This is a genomic window from Formosa haliotis, assembly GCF_001685485.1.
In the GTDB taxonomy this organism is placed as follows: domain Bacteria; phylum Bacteroidota; class Bacteroidia; order Flavobacteriales; family Flavobacteriaceae; genus Formosa; species Formosa haliotis.
Genome location: NZ_BDEL01000001.1, coordinates 188,975 through 206,200, shown reverse-complemented (window position 1 = coordinate 206,200; position 17,226 = coordinate 188,975). Strand labels below are relative to the sequence as shown.

15 protein-coding genes are annotated in these 17,226 nt (G+C 34.0%); 12 read left to right on the top strand and 3 right to left on the bottom strand.

Annotation, left to right across the window (positions count from 1 at the left end):
* Position 1: 1 nt before the first annotated feature.
* Together A9D35_RS00815 and A9D35_RS00810 are read right to left on the bottom strand one after the other, a co-directional pair.
* Positions 2 to 2,293, bottom strand: a complete 2,292-nt coding sequence (locus tag A9D35_RS00815) for a TonB-dependent receptor domain-containing protein (protein WP_066217826.1) — start codon at positions 2,291 to 2,293, stop codon at positions 2 to 4.
* A gap of 24 nt (positions 2,294 to 2,317) precedes the next feature.
* On the bottom strand, positions 2,318 to 3,613 hold the full coding sequence (locus tag A9D35_RS00810; protein WP_066217822.1) for a PQQ-dependent sugar dehydrogenase: 1,296 nt from the start codon (positions 3,611 to 3,613) through the stop codon (positions 2,318 to 2,320).
* Between the two features lie 224 nt (positions 3,614 to 3,837).
* Between A9D35_RS00810 and A9D35_RS00805 the strand changes: the two genes are divergently transcribed.
* The 8 genes from A9D35_RS00805 to A9D35_RS00765 all read left to right on the top strand — a co-directional run bounded on the left by A9D35_RS00805 (position 3,838) and on the right by A9D35_RS00765 (position 13,392).
* Positions 3,838 to 5,637 (top strand): ABC transporter ATP-binding protein, encoded by a 1,800-nt coding sequence (locus A9D35_RS00805; RefSeq protein WP_066217821.1) that lies wholly within the window; start codon positions 3,838 to 3,840, stop codon positions 5,635 to 5,637.
* A gap of 556 nt (positions 5,638 to 6,193) precedes the next feature.
* Positions 6,194 to 7,549 carry a metallophosphoesterase family protein gene (locus tag A9D35_RS00800; protein ID WP_066217818.1) on the top strand — a complete coding sequence of 452 codons (1,356 nt, stop codon included), beginning with the start codon at positions 6,194 to 6,196 and terminating at the stop codon, positions 7,547 to 7,549.
* Between the two features lie 312 nt (positions 7,550 to 7,861).
* Positions 7,862 to 8,197, top strand: coding sequence for a hypothetical protein (locus tag A9D35_RS00795; protein ID WP_066217816.1), 336 nt, complete (start codon positions 7,862 to 7,864; stop codon positions 8,195 to 8,197).
* Between the two features lie 59 nt (positions 8,198 to 8,256).
* On the top strand, positions 8,257 to 8,664 hold the full coding sequence (locus A9D35_RS00790; protein WP_066217814.1) for a response regulator transcription factor: 408 nt from the start codon (positions 8,257 to 8,259) through the stop codon (positions 8,662 to 8,664).
* A 782-nt stretch (positions 8,665 to 9,446) separates the two neighbouring features.
* Positions 9,447 to 10,025 (top strand): Crp/Fnr family transcriptional regulator, encoded by a 579-nt coding sequence (locus A9D35_RS00780; RefSeq protein WP_066217811.1) that lies wholly within the window; start codon positions 9,447 to 9,449, stop codon positions 10,023 to 10,025.
* Between the two features lie 124 nt (positions 10,026 to 10,149).
* The gene (locus tag A9D35_RS00775; RefSeq protein ID WP_066217809.1) at positions 10,150 to 10,899 is read left to right on the top strand and encodes an SDR family NAD(P)-dependent oxidoreductase; all 750 of its coding nucleotides are present in this window, start codon (positions 10,150 to 10,152) and stop codon (positions 10,897 to 10,899) included.
* 559 nt (positions 10,900 to 11,458) lie between these two features.
* The gene (locus tag A9D35_RS00770; protein ID WP_066217807.1) at positions 11,459 to 12,733 is read left to right on the top strand and encodes a sulfatase-like hydrolase/transferase; all 1,275 of its coding nucleotides are present in this window, start codon (positions 11,459 to 11,461) and stop codon (positions 12,731 to 12,733) included.
* A gap of 230 nt (positions 12,734 to 12,963) precedes the next feature.
* Positions 12,964 to 13,392: a PH domain-containing protein gene (locus A9D35_RS00765; protein WP_066217806.1), complete on the top strand. Its 429-nt coding sequence runs from the start codon at positions 12,964 to 12,966 to the stop codon at positions 13,390 to 13,392.
* A 117-nt stretch (positions 13,393 to 13,509) separates the two neighbouring features.
* Here A9D35_RS00765 and A9D35_RS19590 read toward each other — a convergent pair whose 3' ends face one another.
* Positions 13,510 to 13,689, bottom strand: coding sequence for an N-acetylmuramoyl-L-alanine amidase (locus A9D35_RS19590; RefSeq protein ID WP_159427030.1), 180 nt, complete (start codon positions 13,687 to 13,689; stop codon positions 13,510 to 13,512).
* A gap of 353 nt (positions 13,690 to 14,042) precedes the next feature.
* Here A9D35_RS19590 and A9D35_RS00760 point away from each other — a divergent pair, with 353 nt between their 5' ends.
* From A9D35_RS00760 to A9D35_RS00745, 4 genes are all read left to right on the top strand, one after another.
* Positions 14,043 to 14,513 carry a Crp/Fnr family transcriptional regulator gene (locus A9D35_RS00760; protein ID WP_066217804.1) on the top strand — a complete coding sequence of 157 codons (471 nt, stop codon included), beginning with the start codon at positions 14,043 to 14,045 and terminating at the stop codon, positions 14,511 to 14,513.
* 97 nt (positions 14,514 to 14,610) lie between these two features.
* A complete protein-coding gene (locus A9D35_RS00755; RefSeq protein WP_066217802.1) occupies positions 14,611 to 14,988 on the top strand; it encodes a DoxX family protein in 378 nt (125 codons plus the stop codon).
* Between the two features lie 54 nt (positions 14,989 to 15,042).
* Positions 15,043 to 16,062 (top strand): pirin family protein, encoded by a 1,020-nt coding sequence (locus A9D35_RS00750; protein WP_066217798.1) that lies wholly within the window; start codon positions 15,043 to 15,045, stop codon positions 16,060 to 16,062.
* 91 nt (positions 16,063 to 16,153) lie between these two features.
* Positions 16,154 to 17,026, top strand: a complete 873-nt coding sequence (locus A9D35_RS00745; RefSeq protein WP_066217796.1) for a pirin family protein — start codon at positions 16,154 to 16,156, stop codon at positions 17,024 to 17,026.
* Positions 17,027 to 17,226 lie beyond the last annotated feature (200 nt).

Genomic DNA, 17,226 nt, shown 5'->3' with positions numbered 1-17,226 from the left:
ATTATATAGAATACCCTATTTTTAAACCGCCATACCAGTTTATGGGCATACCGGGATAATAATAACGCGGTTCCGATGTTCCGAAACCTACAGCGTTTATAAGTACTGCCGAAGCATAGGCTTCATCGGTAAAATTATTCACACCTACATTTAGTCCAATAAACAAATGCTTATTTATTTGCTTACTATAATCTAATTTGGCGTTAAGAACCGTATACGGATTAGAGGAAAGCGTATTTCCATCATCTAATGGCATCTCTCCAACATGAAGCACATTAGTGCTAAGTTGAAGGTTTTTATAAGCTAAGACAAGTCCACCATTAATTTTAATATCGGGCACTCCGGTTAGATCATTTCCGGAATAATCGTTAGCTCCATCTACAAAATCTATAAATCTATGATCGGAAAATTCGGCATTTAGATAAGGTGAAATATACAATCCATTTGTAAAATGATAATTGTATTTTACCGAAAGTTCTATCCCTTTATGTTCTGTTTTCCCGGCATTTCTTCCTATATATTGATCTTCTCCTACCCGATCTGCCACCAATAGATTATTTATATCCATAATATAGGCAGCAATTTTCATGTGTAAAGCACTTTCAAAAAGATAGACTTCACTTCCAATTTCATAATTAAATCCTGTTTCCGGCCCCAAATCCGGATTTATTAAACCTTCAGGAGTTAATGTTTCTTCCATAGAAGGAAAATTAAACCCACGACTAATATTAGCATACATACTTGTTTGCGCTGTAAACTGGTAGATTACATTTAAATTGGGCGCAAAAATGGGGTCAAAATCACGATCTGCATCTTTATTGGCTTCTCCTGTATTAAATTCGTCATAAAATCTGTATTTAGTAGCATTCACATTAAATCCTAACTGAGCTTTTAATTTTTCAGTTATAGGAAGCGTCATCGTTGCAAATACATTAAGGTTATTCCGGTGTTCTACATTATCGCTAATAAGATCTCCTGCCAGACTGCCATTCCCATCGTTCGCTTCATAAAGATTTTCAAGGGTTTTCCAGTTATATTCATCTTTGTAAAGTTCGGTTCCAAAACTAAGATTGGCGTTCGATTTTAAAAATTTAAAATCCTTAGCAAATAAGGTTCTAGCGCCGTACCCATTGGTAAATTCATCGAGAATATTAAAAGGTCTTGGTTCGTAATGATCTAAATAATTATAAAAAACGGAGCTGGTATTACTAAACGTTTCAGAAAAGCGGTGCGTAAAATGTATTCCCGCAAGCACCTGCTTATTAGCTTCGTAACCTTGTGCTGCACCCCAAGTGTAAGCCGCTTGTGTAGGGTCTTCTTGAAAAGCCGTTTCCCCTATAGAACTTGCAATTTGTGCATGATAATCGGTGTAATTTAATAAGACCCCGATTTCATTCTTTGGATTAAATTTATACTTAGATGTTAACAAAACGCTATGCCTGTTATACGCGCTATTATCTCGAAACCCATCAGATTGCATATGATCATAATTGAGATTTATAGCAAATTTATCTTGTGCTGTAGCTAAAGACAAAGTGTTCTTAAACAAGCCAAAACTGCCTACGGTTACATTGTCTTTAAAGTAGGTTTCTCCTGCTGAAGCTTCTTTAGAGTTTAATAATAAAGTCCCTCCTAAATTCGTACCATAAGGGGTCGCCTTCGGTCCTTTTACGATTTCAATATTAGAAATATCTTCTGCATTATAGGCATCAATATCTGTAGCTCCTGTACCATTAGTTATGGGGATGTCATTAAAATAAGCCCTAATTTTATTCGTGCCATAAAGCGTTCTCGACCCGACCCCCCGAATAATAATACGATTTGTATTTAAAGCGCCACTTTGTATATATACGCCTGGCGTTTCATTAATTGCTGAAACAAGATCTATAGGACTGTATGCTGCAAATTTTGTTGTTGTTATTTTTGAAGTAGGAATAAGAACTTGACTTTCTTTTTGATAGGTTGATGATAATACCACGGCATCTAAATCTTCTGAATGATCTAAAGATGAAAGATAGATCGCACTATTATTACGGTTAATAGTCACTGATTTAAGATAATACTCCGGATGTTTAAACTGTAAAGTTATAGGAAGTTCATAGGAATCTGTTAAAGAAAACCTTCCTTCTGCATTCGTTTCTCCTATAATATTGTTATTAAAAAGTATAGTAACATTAGCTACAGGAACATCCTTGCTATTACGCACTTGTCCGGAAATATTTTGGGCATATATGGGGGTTATACTAGCGATTATAGTAATAATCGCTAGTAGTTGTACTAACAGATATTTCATGTATGGCAGCGTTGTAGGGTCTAATTATTGATTGTAACTCACTTTCCAAATGGTATTACCGGCATCGTCATTTACCAATAAGTCGCCTGCTGGGGTTACGGCGACACAAACCGGTCGTCCGTACACATCGGTATCACTACCATCAGCAATAAAACCAGTTAGAAAATCTTCGGGTACAGCAGCTGGTTTTCCATTTTCAAAAGGGATAAATACCACGCGATACCCAGAAAGCACAGATCGGTTCCACGAGCCATGTTGCCCCACAAAAATTCCGTTTTTATAACGCTCGGGAAAACTATTTCCATCGTAAAAAGTTAAACCCAAAGAAGCGGTATGTGGACCAACAGACACATCGGGTACAATGGTTTTAGCCACCAAATCTGGGGCCTGTCCTTCTAATCTTGGATCTGGAATAGCTCCAAAATAAGCATAAGGCCAACCATAGAAACCACCTTCCTTTACACTAGTTACATAATCGGGAACTAAATTGTCTCCTATTTTATCACGCTCGTTTACGGCCGTCCAAAGTTCTCCATTACTTGGATTCCAATCCATACCCACAGGGTTACGGAGTCCGCTGGCATATATTTTTTCATTTTTACCGTCTAAATCGACCACCAGAATATTGGCGCGTCTTATTTCCTCATCCATACCATATTCTCCGACATTACTTGCCGATCCTACAGAAATATAAATTTTATCTTGGTTGGCATTGGTAATAATATTTCGCGTCCAATGATGGTTATAACCACCTGCAGGAAGCTCAACTATTTTCTTTCCTTGGTCAGGTTGTAATGCCGTTTGTCCTGCTTTATAAGGATATTTATAAAGTCCGTCGGTATTCGCTACATAAAAATGATTTCCTATAATGAGCATACCTAATGGCTGTTTTAAGTCCTCCAAAAATGGCTCTCGCACATCTACGGTTCCATCATTATTTGAGTCTCTTAATAAGGTAATTCTTCCAGCGCTTTTTTTTGTGTTGGCTTCGCAGACAAAAAAATCGCCGTTGGGACCAATATAAGTCCAACGCGGATTTTCAAAGCCATCTGCAAATTTTGTAACGGTAAAACCTTCAGGTGCTTTTGGCAGTTGACCTTCTGGCCAATCTACCAATTTACTTTGCTTTCTAACAGATTCTGTGGCATAAGGTTTTGGCAATACCAAAGGACCAATGGCCGTTTGTACCGTATCGGCAGGTTCTTGTGCCAATTGCTCTTTTTTAGCATCGGATACTTCAATTTTATTCTCTTCTTTGGCCTTACAAGCCACAAGCATCGCGGCTAAGGCTAAAATAACAAGGTGAGTATTTTTTTTCATAATGATAGCTTTTTTTATGAAAATAAACGATTCATTTCGAGGTTTTTAACCCAATCCGTTTTTTAAAATAATTTTAACATTTGATTGCAAAATGTTCTCAGTTTAAAATAAATTAAAAAATTAGGAAAACTAAGAGATCCATATCTCCCATAACAATTATTCTTCTTAACTTAATAACTTCTTAAAATGAAATAATACACGCTTTTGAATAAAAATACGATATAATGAGAGAAGTCTCCAAACTTACCCCTGTCGAGCTTTTTAAAAAATTGCTAGTCTATGTAAAACCATACAAATATTTAGCTATTGCCACCCTAGCACTTACATTAATTGGTGCTTTTTTAGCGCAGGTAAATGCCCTTGTTTTACGATATGCGGTTAATGAAATTTCAAGCTTAATTCACGATAATAAAACCCTACAAGATGGTTTTCCGCTACTCATTACCATTAGTGCCATTCTGTTAACTAAAGAGTTGGTTTATGGCATTATTCAATACGGTCAGAAATTTTATGGTGAAAAAATGAAAATCTATATCTCTAGAGATTTTGCTCAAAATATAGTAGATAAAATTTTAACCTATAGAATGGCTTTTTACAGTGCTCCGGACAACGAAAGTGGGAAGCTGCAAACCCGAATAGATTTAGGAATTACCAGCCTAACCCAGTTAGTTAAAAATTTCTTTATCGATATTCTTCCGTTATTTTCTAGTGCTATTATTGCTTTGTTTTTTATGTTTCAAGCCAACGTTTATGTGGGGTTAGTCAGTCTTGCTATTATTCCTGTCTTCTTTTATATAAGTAGTTTACAGGCTAAAAAACTAAAAGGTTTTAGACGCAAGATGAGACGTTTTAGGGAAACCAGAAACAATGGTATTATTAGTCTTATCAATTCCATAACCGTTATTAAGTCGTTTACTCGAGAAGATTTAGAAAGCAGAAAGCATGAAGATATTCAGTTTAATATGACCGAAAATCAAATGAAAACGCGTCAATTAAGTTTTTTATTCGATAGTGTAAAAACGTTTTTAGAACAAATTGGGGTGGTTATCATTATTATTTTAACCTCTTATTTTGTGCTAAATGGCACGATGGATATTGGTGCGATTATGTTTCATATTTTACTTTTTAATAATGTTTCGGCACCTATTAGACAATTACACCGCATTTACGACGAAGTGAATGATGCCTTAATTTACTCGGAAGCCTTTTTCGATATTATGGATGCTGATTATCAAGCTGAATTTAGCGGCAGTTATATTCCAGAATATGTAGAGGGTACTTTCGAAATGAAAAATGTCGATTTTGTATATCCCAATGGTACAAAAGCACTTTTTAATGCGTCGCTCGTTATTAAACCAAATACTATAAACGCTTTGGTTGGGTTAAGCGGTGCAGGGAAAAGTACGGTTATTAATTTACTGACTAAATTCTATGCCCCAACAGCTGGAACAATTTATCTAGACGGTGTTGATTTATTAGAATACGACACAAAATGGCTAAGAGAAAACATTGGATTGGTGCTTCAGAAAAATCATATCTTTAATGGTAGTATTGAAGAGAATATCTTGTACGGACAAGAACATGCGACACATGAAGCCGTTATTGAAGCCGCAAAAAAAGCCTATATCCACGATCAAATAATTAAACTACCAAAAGGTTATAAAACACAAGCCACCTCTTTATCTGGCGGGCAACAACAGCGTGTTTCTATTGCTCGATTGTTTTTAAAAAATCCGCCAATTATTTTTCTGGACGAACCTACAGCTAGTCTAGATGCCATTTCTACAGAACAAATTAAAAAGAGTTTAGATGCCATTAAAAAAGGCCGTACCGTAATTATTATTTCTCACAGCATTTCGCAAATTATCGATGCCGAAAATGTGATCGTTTTAGAAAACGGAAGCGTGATCGAGCAAGGTACCCACGAAGAATTGTTTGATAATGAACGTGCCTATTTCGAAATTTTCACCGCCATGGCGAACAGCTTAAATATTGATAAGATTCGTAATACATTAAACGACTAGTATCTGTTTTTCTAAAAAAATCGAAATCCGTATTAACTTCTATAAAGAACAGTAAATAATATGGTTAAAGCTAAATGGAGTTGTAGACCTAAAACTAAGAATTTTATTAATTCACTATTGTCTGTTCCAAGGTAGTCCAAAATGCCTAATAAAAAATCTAGTTTCCACTACCCTCTAAACATTTATTTTTACTATAAAAATTATCCTTTTAACAGCCATCATTTATTGGGTTACAAATAAAAAGCGAACAATTTTTCTTCCTTACATCATATTCATCAAAAATATTTACAATTCTTAGATATAAACAGATAAACTGCAATCGTTTTAAATTACTATTCATAATTCACTTTAACGATTGCATAACTTAAAAAGACCATTCAAATTAAAAAAGTCAAGCAAAATATTGATTACTAAGAATATCATTAAATAGCCTAATTCAATAAAAATTTAACATTTGCAGAATACTTAAACCTATTGTAATGGTTCCTTAAAAAAAGGGTAACATACAACTAGCTGTGAAAAGATACATTCGCAACCAATTAAAAAAAACAGAGATATGAAAATTCAAAAACGATTAATTTTAGGACTTTTTATTTGTAGTAATGTATTCTTGGCTTGCGATAAAAATTCTGATGATGAACCCAATCAAACTACAGAAGAAAAAACATTTTCAATTGCGATGATTCCGGATACGCAAAATATGACCGATTTTACACATCAAACAAGCTATACTATCAAAGATGGTGTAAATTTCCCAATAAATGCGTCTACCCAGTTTTATGATATGATGCAATATATTGCAAGTAACGCAGTAACTAATGGTGGAGCTATCGTGTTTGCAACATCGGTTGGAGATATTTGGCAACACCAAACAGAAATTGTAGATGAAGCGCATGCTGCAAGAGGTTTTTCGCATGACCCATACTCGATAATAGCTAACTCAGGGGAAGTATTCCCAACACCAGAAACTTTGAATTTTGAAATGCCTTTGGCTCGTGAAGGTTATCAATTAGTGGCACAAACCGGAATTCCGTTTGGTGCAGCTCCAGGAAACCATGATTCTGATGCCATGTGGTCTGAAGCTTCTTTTGAGTCTGATCCATCTCGATTAGGAGAAATTGCCACAGTAGGTGTTATTCCTGAAATTTTAGGTATGCTTCATATAGGAGGCCATAAAAACTTTAATTCTGTTTTTGGAGAAGATACTAGCTTTTTTAAGAATAAAGATTGGTACATCTCGAGCTATAAAGGTGGTGCAAACTCAGCTCAAAAATTTGAAGGTGCAGGATATACTTTTATAAATATTAGTTTAGAAATGCATCCTGGAAACGACGTTTTAGAGTGGGCACAATCTGTTCTAGATGCAAATATCGGGATACCAACCATGATTACCACTCACGATTTTATTAATGAAAATGCTGAACGTCTTGCAAACCCTATAGTTGATTTAGCAAGAATTGATCCGGAATTTAACAACTCGGCAGAAGAGGTATTTAATAAATTGGTAGTTCCTAACGACCAAATATTTTTAATTCTTAGCGGCCATCATCATGGAAAAGCCATGCGTGTAGATAAAAATAATGCTGGTCATGATGTGGTTCAAATATTAGCAGATTATCAAGATCGTGGACAAAGTGTATTAGATGTGGCTCCAGATTTACGCACACCATATGGTAGTACTTACGGGATTGGAGATGGCTGGTTAAGACTTTTAAATTTTGATTTTGAGTCTGAAACACCTAAGATTGTTGTAAAAACATATTCTAGTCATTACGATACTTTTTCTACCGATTTATCAACTTATTCAGATTGGTATAAAGCAAGCGAAAATCCAGAAACTAGCGATAGCGAATTTCATGCTTTAGATCATTTTACCATAGAACTTGAGGATTTTAATTCACGTTTTAACTAAAATAATTCAACCTTAATTTTTTATAAAAATGGGACAGTTTAACTTCTGGTTATCCTGTCCTTATTTTTTTTATACCTATCCAATTTCAATAAAATGACCTTAAGTTTAAATGTTTTTTTCATCAATAAAGCAAAACATAATGGGGTATTATATTAATTCGATCAAAAAAACAACCTCATATTTTTCTTACAACACACCTAAACTATTCATATTAAACACGTTACTAGTCGGTGATTTTTAAAGGTTATCTAAAATAATTGTTAAAATTAAAGGATTTCTATAATTTAAATGATCTAACTAAACCTATACCTAATGAATAACCAATCGACAACGGCAATTGTAGATTTTTGGAAGGAAAATTATACGAAAAATTTAGAGCAACACGATATCTTCGACAAAACGGATCAGCTCGTTCGAATTGCTGATATCTTTTCTCCTGGAACTTGTTATTATTATGTAATTAATCTTATAGATTTAAGTATTGATTACATTTCACCAAGTGTAGAAACTATGTTAGGCATATGCCCTAAAACCGTGACTATGCAAAAACTTTTAGATAAAGCCTTAGAAAGTGAAATGGAATCCATAAACAAGAAAGAGGTAATTGTTCAAGATTTCTTTTATAACTTTTTAAAAAAGAAGAGGTAGCCAACTACAAATCTATTTATACTTATAAATATGTAGATCAATCAAATCAGGAGCGAACCATGATGTTACAGGTTGCTATTATTGGATTTACCGACGATTTGGTTCCGAAACATTTAATAGGAATACATAGCGATATTAGCCATCTTAAACCTCAAAACTTAGATGCTGTTTCATTTATCCATTTAAAGGGAGGAAAATCGTATTACAACATATGCATTGATAAAAATTATTTTTCTCCAGATCATACCTTAAAAAATAAATTTATTTGGGTAGAAAATATCACCAAACGGGAACGGGAAATTATAAACTATATCGCCAAAGGACATACCACAAAATCTATTGCAAATATTTTAAATATCGCTATCGATACCGTCCATACACACCGAAAAAATGTGCTAACCAAAACCGGAGCATTAAATACCGCCGAATTAATTACTTTTAGTATCCATGCCGGGTTGATTAATTAAACAACTTGCTCGATTAGTTTTTAGGGACTTGTGGAGAACTTATGATTTGGTATTTTGCAAGTTTAAATTGAGTTGCTGGTTTATAATTTTATAAAAAGTTATATGCTATATTCTAACAGAATTAATTAATCTCCCATTAAAGCAATAATTTTACTGCAAAAACAGATTACTATAAACCCAGAATGTAGCTGAATTATGGTTCCATATAAACAAAAGTTTCATTTTAAGAATATTTGTTTAAAATGCTAGTCTTAACTCTCAAAACAAGGATTACGGAATAATTTAGCTTAGATTTTTAAATTATAATCTAGTGTTTAACTCCTAGCTAAGGGATTATTCAATGAATTCATGTAACCTCAACCAATGCTCGCAAGGTGTTTTCCAATGCACATGGGTGGCCTCGTTACTTAATTCAAAACCATGACCGCCTTTTTCAAACAAATGCATTTCTACAGGAATTCCCTTTGTTTTTAAAGCAACATAATAAATTTATACTATTTTCCACCGGCACTGCTTTATCGTCGATGGCGTGTACTAAAAATGTGGGAGGTGTTTCACTAGTTACCTGTAACTCGTTTGAGTATAACTGAATCGCATCTATAGAAGGTGATTTACCCAATAAATTGGTTTTCGATCATTTATAATTCATTGCCACTTAAAGCCTACTTACGAAAGCCTTGGCAGACCTTCTATCTATAATTTAATTTGCTTACTTTAGAATTTAATTCGCCATCTAAACTAGAGCCAAACTTAAGTGAGCTAAAACAACTTGAATAATAAGAATGGATATCTTAAAATATATACAACAACAATACAGCCATTTTAATCTTACCGAAAATGAACTTTCTGTATTAGGAGAATACATAAAAGTTGCGCATTTTAAACGTAATGAGCTATTCTTAGAAGAGCATGCAACATGTGAAAAAATGGGGTTATTAGTAACAGGGACCGCATATTCATATAAAATAAATGATCAGGGTGAAGAAGTCATTCAAGATTTCTTTTACCCCAATGGTCAAGAGACTCTTTTTGATTATGAAAGTTATTTTCTCCAAGAAAAATCTATTTTAAACATCAAATTTCAAGAGGATTCAATGATATCCTATTTTTATATTGAAGACATAAAAAAATTGCACAAAGAATATCCTCGTTTTCTTCAATTTGAACTTTTGCTAACACAGCAAGAATTTATAAATGCTGTTCACAAAAATCAAATACTACAACTTAAATCTGCTGAAGAAAAAATAACACTGCTACAAAATAATAAGCCTAAAGTTTTTGAACTCTTTCCATACACGCATATTGCATCTTATTTAGGTATTCATAGAAACACATTTAGACGCGTTTTCTCAAACCACTAATGGACATTTGCACCAAATGGTGCATTCTTTTTTGGTAAAGCCACGCTACCTTTATACCTAAAATTCCTATTGTAATTGATTTTTACAGTAAGTTTTTTAAGTAAAATTTAATCTATAATATAATATGAAACAGTTAGAAAATAAAGTAGCATTAGTAACAGGTGCTGGATCTGGAATTGGTAAAGCTGTAGCGTTTTTGTATGCTAAAGAAGGTGCCAAAGTAATTATAAATGACATTAACGAAGAAAACGGACAGGGTGTTGTAAATCAAATAAAATCTGAAGGAGGCGAAGCTTCCTTTATTGAAGGAGACGTTTCTAAAGAGGAAGATGTTCAGAATTTAATTAAAAATACCGTAGCCAAATATGGAAAACTAGATATAGCTTGTAATAATGCTGGAATCTCGGGAGAACAGAATTTAACAGGACAATACTCCGTTAGTGATTGGGAAAAAGTAGTAGCTATTAATTTAAATGGTGTGTTTTTAAATTGTAAGTATCAGCTAGAACAGATGGAAAAAAATAACGGCGGTGTTATTGTCAATATGGCATCTATTCACGGAATGGTTGCTGCTCCTATGTCGTCTGCATATACCACTACGAAACATGCGGTGGTTGGTTTAACAAAAAATATAGGTGCAGAATATGCGCAAAAAAACATTAGATGCAATGCCGTTGGACCGGGATACATCGAGACGCCTCTTTTAAATATAGCAGACCCGGAAATGTTAGAAATGCTTAAAGCTAAACACCCTATGAATAGATTAGGTAAAGCTGAAGAGGTAGCAGAACTCGTTTTATTCTTGAGTTCTGAAAAATCATCCTTTATAACTGGAGGTTATTATCTCATTGATGGTGGATATACAGCTATTTAGTACAATTCAGACCTATCAAGATTAACCTTTTGGGGTAAAATCTTTAGTAATTAGAATAATAGAGCGATCAGAATTAAATTTTGATCGCTCTATTATTTTTCAACCTTTCACAATAACAACAAAACCATACATCTAAGTTATTTTACACTTCAAATAAATTAAAAATCAATAACTTATAATAGAACCAATAAAATTAAAGCCAATTGCCTACACCGCATCCTATCAAAAGTACTAGCTCAGTTTTTCTATATTAGTATTTAATTTTTTATTTATCTCATGATTATGAGGTATTGAAATGCTGAATTTTCTAGCGTCGCTAGACTATGTCGATTCCTAGCTATAATTTAAAGGTGACGTAATTTGAGTGTTCATTTATTGTTATAGTGACCTATAGATATACTCTACTTCCTGCTTTTTCATGAATGCTATAAAACATAGCGAGCTTGGATCTAATGATTCGTTTTTTGTTTCTTTATAACTAAAAAAAGCTTAGGGCTAATTTAACGCTACATTTTATATACTTTTGGTACCAATAACTATACCCCAACCCCATCCACTAATGCAAAAAACATTCTACATTTTAATATCAATTTTATTATTTAGTTGTGAAATAAATCATAAAAAAATACCTGATAAAGAACCAAATATATTATTTATAATAGCAGATGATATGGGGAAAGATGCCTTGGCCGGATTTACAGAAGGTACTATAAAACCACATACACCAAACATAGATGCAATTAGAAAAGCAGGTTTAAACTTTAATAATTTCTGGACATATCCCACTTGCTCACCTACTAGAGCATCCATGATTACGGGGAAATATGGATACCGAACAGATGTAAGATGGGCAAATCAAAAATTGAATGAAAGTGAAGTTCTATTGCAAAAATACATTAACAAAAACACCAATAATTCATATGCCACAGCTGTAGTTGGCAAATGGCATATCTCTGGTTACGATGCCACTATTAACCCCGAGACATTTGGCATAGACTATTACGCAGGCATATTTATAGGTTCTGTAAAAGATTATTATAATTGGCCATTATCAGAAAAAGGAAAACAAACAACATCAACAGAATATACTACCAAAAAGTTTACAGATTTAGCATCTAGTTGGATTGAAAAACAAGAAAAACCTTGGTTTATGTGGTTAGCCTATAATGCTCCTCACACTCCTTTTCATGTTCCTCCTGCAGAAATGCATAGGCAAGGAGATTTGCCTCCTTACAATGAAGATCTAGATCCAACTCCTTATTTTATGGCATCTATTGAGGCAATGGATTTTCAAATAGGAAAACTTTTAAATTCATTATCAAAAGAAGACAGAGAAAATACTATTATCATTTTTATGGGTGATAACGGCACCGAACCCGTAGTTACCCAAGATCCATATTATAAAAATCAGGTAAAAAGAAGCCTATATCAAGGTGGAATTAATATGCCATTATTTGTATCTGGCAAGGGAGTTGAAAGAAAAGGGATAGATAACAATTTAATTACAAGTACAGATATTTTTGCTACAATAGCCGAAATTTCAGGTGTAGAAATTGATGAAATTAATGATAGTAAAAGCTTTAAGTCGCTTTTCTCTGAAAAAAAATCGATAAGAAAGTATCAATATTCAGAAATGAAGAATGAAAAAAATGATGCTTGGACCATTAGCAATGGCACCTACAAATTATTAGTGTTTGCTAATGGAAAAGAAGAAATGTACAACTTAAGTAATGATCCTTACGAAAAAAACAACATTCTGAATTCAGAACTAAGTACCATTGAAAAAAAATCTAAAGAAGAGTTAGAAATTGAATTATCAAGGATAAGAAATTAAAAATAACTATTGCCAATCGACTAGACAGCTACGGCGGTTCACCAAATTGAAGTTTGCCTAATATTAATGTAATCTGGCAAAGGTTTCCCTCCTTTTCGTTTAAATCTGGAAACTAAAACAATAACTTTATCAAAGTTTTAGACAATTAAACAGTTCTAATTTAGCGCGGCTTACAAAACATTGTGATATTTTTGAACCACTACATAATTTGAATAAAACAGATTTATAAAATGAAAACATACAAATCAAAATTCGGATATGAAGTGGTGGTGTTCCTAACTGTAATTTTCGGGATAATTATTGGATTAATGATTTATCAAAGTGAACCCCTAAAAGCGATAATTTCGGTTTGCGGAATATTCGCTCTAGTTTATGTTTATTTTCTTTATTTAAACTTCTCTACTAAATATACTATTACCAAGGATGGTTTATTGAAAGTAAAGTGCGGTTTTTTTTACCATAAATCATTTGATATTAATAAAATTACATCAATAAAAAAAAGTACTAATTTGATTTCATCTCCTGCCCCATCTTTGGACAGAATTGAGCTGACTTACGGAAAATTTGATTTAATCGTCATTTCACCAAAAGATAAATTTGAATTTGCAAATGAATTGACTAATAAAAATCAAAACATTGAAAATAAACTGACTGAATAAAAAAACGTGTTACGCCCCGACTATCAAATCCTAAGTGCTTTTAAACTGATTTGGTAACTAGTAAGCTAACCATATAGTTTCTCTAGTGTTTTTCGTTAGACTTTTCCCTACATAAACTTAAACACCTCTAGCATTTACATTTACTGCATGATTACAATGTAGCAACAAAAATAAATCTCCGTTTAATGATTTGGCTATTTGTAACCTATCGGACAATGAAATAAATGAATCTTTATATCTCGTTAAGAAAATAAGATTCGGCGTATTTAACTTCGAATTTATTCGTAAAATTCCCATAATAATCTCCATGTTAGTTCACATCCATTGGTTTGCGTGGAATGTCAAATTATTATAAAAAACAGAAAGATTTTCATAATATTCAAGTTTTATTAGTAGATACCAAGCCAGAAACCACTATGATTTAAACTGATGTTACGCAAAAAGGTTTAATGAATGCTCGCTGTCCGTTAGATGTTGCGGTAGACCAACTAAATGGCCCAGGATAAACCAACAACAAAGTGCTAAAACGAAATATAATTTATAAATTTAAAACCTGTGACTAATTGAACATGTAGTTTGTAAATCCTGCTACTTTTCGCTTATGGAAACGTTGAATGCCATTAAATCAATTCTTAAATTGAAAATTTCAGATGAAAAAAATCAATGTAAAAAAGAAGGAAATTCTGCAAAGAACAGGTGACTTGGGTGGAAAATCATATTTTGTAAAGTCTGGTTTACTCAGAAGTTATACTATTGATGAAAAAGGAAAAGAACACATTTTCATGTTCGGCCCTGAAGGATGGATTGTTACTGATTATGCAGCAGCAGACGAGCCCTGCGATTTATACATCGATGCCTTAGAAGACTCGGTAGTAATACAGGTCGAAAAAGACGGTAAGATTGAACCCGATTTGAAGAAATTTGTAAAACGTATGCGGGTACTTCAGAAAAGAGTGATTATGCTCATGAGTACTTCGGCCATTGAGCGTTACGATTTTTTTGTTTCAACTTATCCAAATGTAATGCAAAGAGTGCCGCAACATATGGTGGCATCCTACCTAGGTGTAACTCCCGAAGCATTGAGTGCTGCTAAAAGTCAAAGATTGAAGTCCGGAAAATAACCGAATTCCATTTCTTAATATACATTAATGCATAGGCATGTATTTTCTACGACATTTGTATTGTAATTAAAAATAATTAATATAAAAATCGAAAAAAATGAATGTAGCACTTTGGATTGTACAAGTCTTATTAGCCCTTATGTTTCTAATGGCAGGAGCCACAAAACTTAGTAAACCCAAGAATGAACTTCGTGAAAAACTTGGTGATTGGGTAGATAATTATTCAAGCTCAACACTCAAACTCATTGGACTTTTGGAGCTTTTAGGAGCTGTAGGTCTTATTTTACCAATGAGCATTAATTTCTTTTCTGTATTAACGCCTATAGCCGCCATTGGGCTTGCCATGACTATGCTTGGAGCTATGAAGGTGCACGCTGACAGAAAGGAACAAAACAAGGTCAAAATGAATCTAGTTCTTATGGTTCTTGCCTTATTTGTTGCTGTAGGAAGGTTTATTATTGTGCCAGTAATTTAAGGTTTGAATCTTTTAGCGAATAGAGAGAATTCGTAACTACAAAAACAGATTAAAATGACAGATAAAATAATTGCAGTAGAAGCTATGAGTATGCCTTGGCAAACGCAAGATCCTTTTTTGGTTGCCATGCATCATCTTGACCACTATCCAAAAGGAAATGAGCAAATGGGTGTAGATCCTTCTGAGTTAGAAGGTAGAAAAGTAGGTCAAGACTTTCAAGGGAAAGACGGTTATAGTATGTATCATGGAAAAACCATCCCTGGGTTTCCGTATCATCCGCACCGAGGATTTGAGACAATCACCATTGGGAAACAAGGTTTTGTAGACCATAGTGATTCTCTTGGTGGTGCAGGCAGGTTTGGTGCTGGTGATCTACAATGGATGACAGCAGGAAAAGGAATTCAACACTCAGAAATGTTTCCGCTCATTCATACAGATAAAGAAAATACACTGGAGATTTTTCAAATTTGGATAAACTTGTCTAGTCGGAGTAAATTGGTAGAACCACATTACAAAATGCTATGGCGAGAGAGCATTCCAAAAATCGAAGAAACAGATAACAATGGTAAGAAAACCCAAATTGAGCTATATGCGGGAAACTATAAATCCAATCAAGCACCCAAACCAACTCCAGATTCTTGGGCAGCCAACCCTGATAATGGAGTAGCCATCCTAAGTGTTAAAATGGAAGCTAACGCCCAATGGACGCTTCCAGCAACGGCAAGCGAGCAGGTAAACAATACGCTTTACTTTTATAGGGGAAATTCAATAGATGTAGAAGGCAAAATAGTAACCGTCAACCAGCTAGTTAAAGTGGTACCAGGTCAAAGCCTAACAATTACCAATGGTAATAAAGAGTCCGAATTTCTAATTCTACAAGGAAAACCTATTAATGAGTCCGTAGCCAGTCGTGGCCCTTTTGTAATGAACACCGAGGAAGAATTAAATCAGGGTTTTGCAGAGTACAGAAAAACTCAGTTTGGCGGCTGGCCTTGGTCTGAAACAGAACAAGTTTTTGATCGTACAAAAGGACGATTTGCAAAATATGCAGATGGTACTACAGAAGAAAGATAAGCAGAGACATCCCTTATTTCTCAATATAGCAGAATGTTTACATTGAAAGATGGAAAGCTTTAAGTTAAAAAAATTTTAAACTAGAACAATTATGAAGAAGAAAATCAGTTTTTCAGGCAAAGGCAATAGCACTTCGGTAGGCGGAGCACCAATCAACCGTTTTTTACCAAGCTGGCAGGCAAAAGCTGTCGGACCTTTTATTCTGCTTGATCAGGCAGGACCTATAAAAGTAGTTGGCAAAAAGACTGGAGGCACGGGTCCACATCCTCATAGAGGTATTGCTACCCTAACCTATTCCATTAAAGGCGAAGTGGAACACTTTGACAGTTTAGGAAATCGTTCTTTGGTCTCTTCAGGAGGTGTACAATGGATGAACTCAGGCAATGGGATTGTTCATGATGAGAGATCAGGAGCAAGTGGTGAATTCAGTCAAAAGGAAATTTATGCTTTTCAATTTTGGATTAATCTACCATCAAAAATCAAAGAAGAAAAACCTGAGTACCTGCCTTTGCAAGCAAAGGATATACCTGAAAAACAATTAGCGGAAGATGCTGGATCTATACGGGTTCTTGTTGGAGATTATCAAGAATTAACATCAAAAATACCGACCTACACCGAGCAATTTCTATTTCATATCAAAATAAACCCAGGGAAGAAATTTAGCATGGACTTTCCTCAAAAAATAGAAGTTGCGACCGTTTTACCTACAGACTCAGCAATAATCAATACGGAAAGTTTTAATGCTGGAGAATTGGTGGCATTTGACAAAGAAGCTGGAGAAGTTGAAATAGAGAATTTATCTGATTTGGCTATTGATATTTTACTTTTTGGTGGAGAAAATTATACAGAGCCTATTGTTTCGCAAGGTCCATTTGTAATGAATAGTGAAGCAGGAATAGCCTTGGCATATAAAGATTTTAATGAAGGAAAATATGGGGAGATAGATTATTCTTCTAAAAGGTAGACACAACAAGTTGTCTCAAACCCAAGTTGAAGCAATTACAGTATTACAATGGCACATAACTCCGTATCCTAAAAAAAGCAATTGCCTAAATCTTCAAAATTAGTATATTTTTTTTATCTCATCTTACTGCTTTTAATAGACGCTATAAAAAATAGGAGAAACATACGTAAAATCATAGCTTTTAGCCCCTATTAAACTTT

Bases quoted from the DNA above. Each gene is read 5' to 3' on its own strand.
- A9D35_RS00745 (WP_066217796.1), top strand. From the start codon at position 16,154: ATGAAGAAGAAAATCAGTTTTTCAGGCAAAGGCAATAGCACTTCGGTA.
- A9D35_RS00790 (WP_066217814.1), top strand. From the start codon at position 8,257: ATGATGTTACAGGTTGCTATTATTGGATTTACCGACGATTTGGTTCCG.
- A9D35_RS00770 (WP_066217807.1), top strand. From the start codon at position 11,459: ATGCAAAAAACATTCTACATTTTAATATCAATTTTATTATTTAGTTGT.
- A9D35_RS00805 (WP_066217821.1), top strand. From the start codon at position 3,838: ATGAGAGAAGTCTCCAAACTTACCCCTGTCGAGCTTTTTAAAAAATTG.
- A9D35_RS00755 (WP_066217802.1), top strand. From the start codon at position 14,611: ATGAATGTAGCACTTTGGATTGTACAAGTCTTATTAGCCCTTATGTTT.
- A9D35_RS19590 (WP_159427030.1), bottom strand. From the start codon at position 13,689: ATGGGAATTTTACGAATAAATTCGAAGTTAAATACGCCGAATCTTATT.
- A9D35_RS00815 (WP_066217826.1), bottom strand. From the start codon at position 2,293: ATGAAATATCTGTTAGTACAACTACTAGCGATTATTACTATAATCGCT.
- A9D35_RS00795 (WP_066217816.1), top strand. From the start codon at position 7,862: ATGAATAACCAATCGACAACGGCAATTGTAGATTTTTGGAAGGAAAAT.
- A9D35_RS00750 (WP_066217798.1), top strand. From the start codon at position 15,043: ATGACAGATAAAATAATTGCAGTAGAAGCTATGAGTATGCCTTGGCAA.
- A9D35_RS00760 (WP_066217804.1), top strand. From the start codon at position 14,043: ATGAAAAAAATCAATGTAAAAAAGAAGGAAATTCTGCAAAGAACAGGT.
- A9D35_RS00800 (WP_066217818.1), top strand. From the start codon at position 6,194: ATGAAAATTCAAAAACGATTAATTTTAGGACTTTTTATTTGTAGTAAT.
- A9D35_RS00810 (WP_066217822.1), bottom strand. From the start codon at position 3,613: ATGAAAAAAAATACTCACCTTGTTATTTTAGCCTTAGCCGCGATGCTT.
- A9D35_RS00780 (WP_066217811.1), top strand. From the start codon at position 9,447: ATGGATATCTTAAAATATATACAACAACAATACAGCCATTTTAATCTT.
- A9D35_RS00765 (WP_066217806.1), top strand. From the start codon at position 12,964: ATGAAAACATACAAATCAAAATTCGGATATGAAGTGGTGGTGTTCCTA.
- A9D35_RS00775 (WP_066217809.1), top strand. From the start codon at position 10,150: ATGAAACAGTTAGAAAATAAAGTAGCATTAGTAACAGGTGCTGGATCT.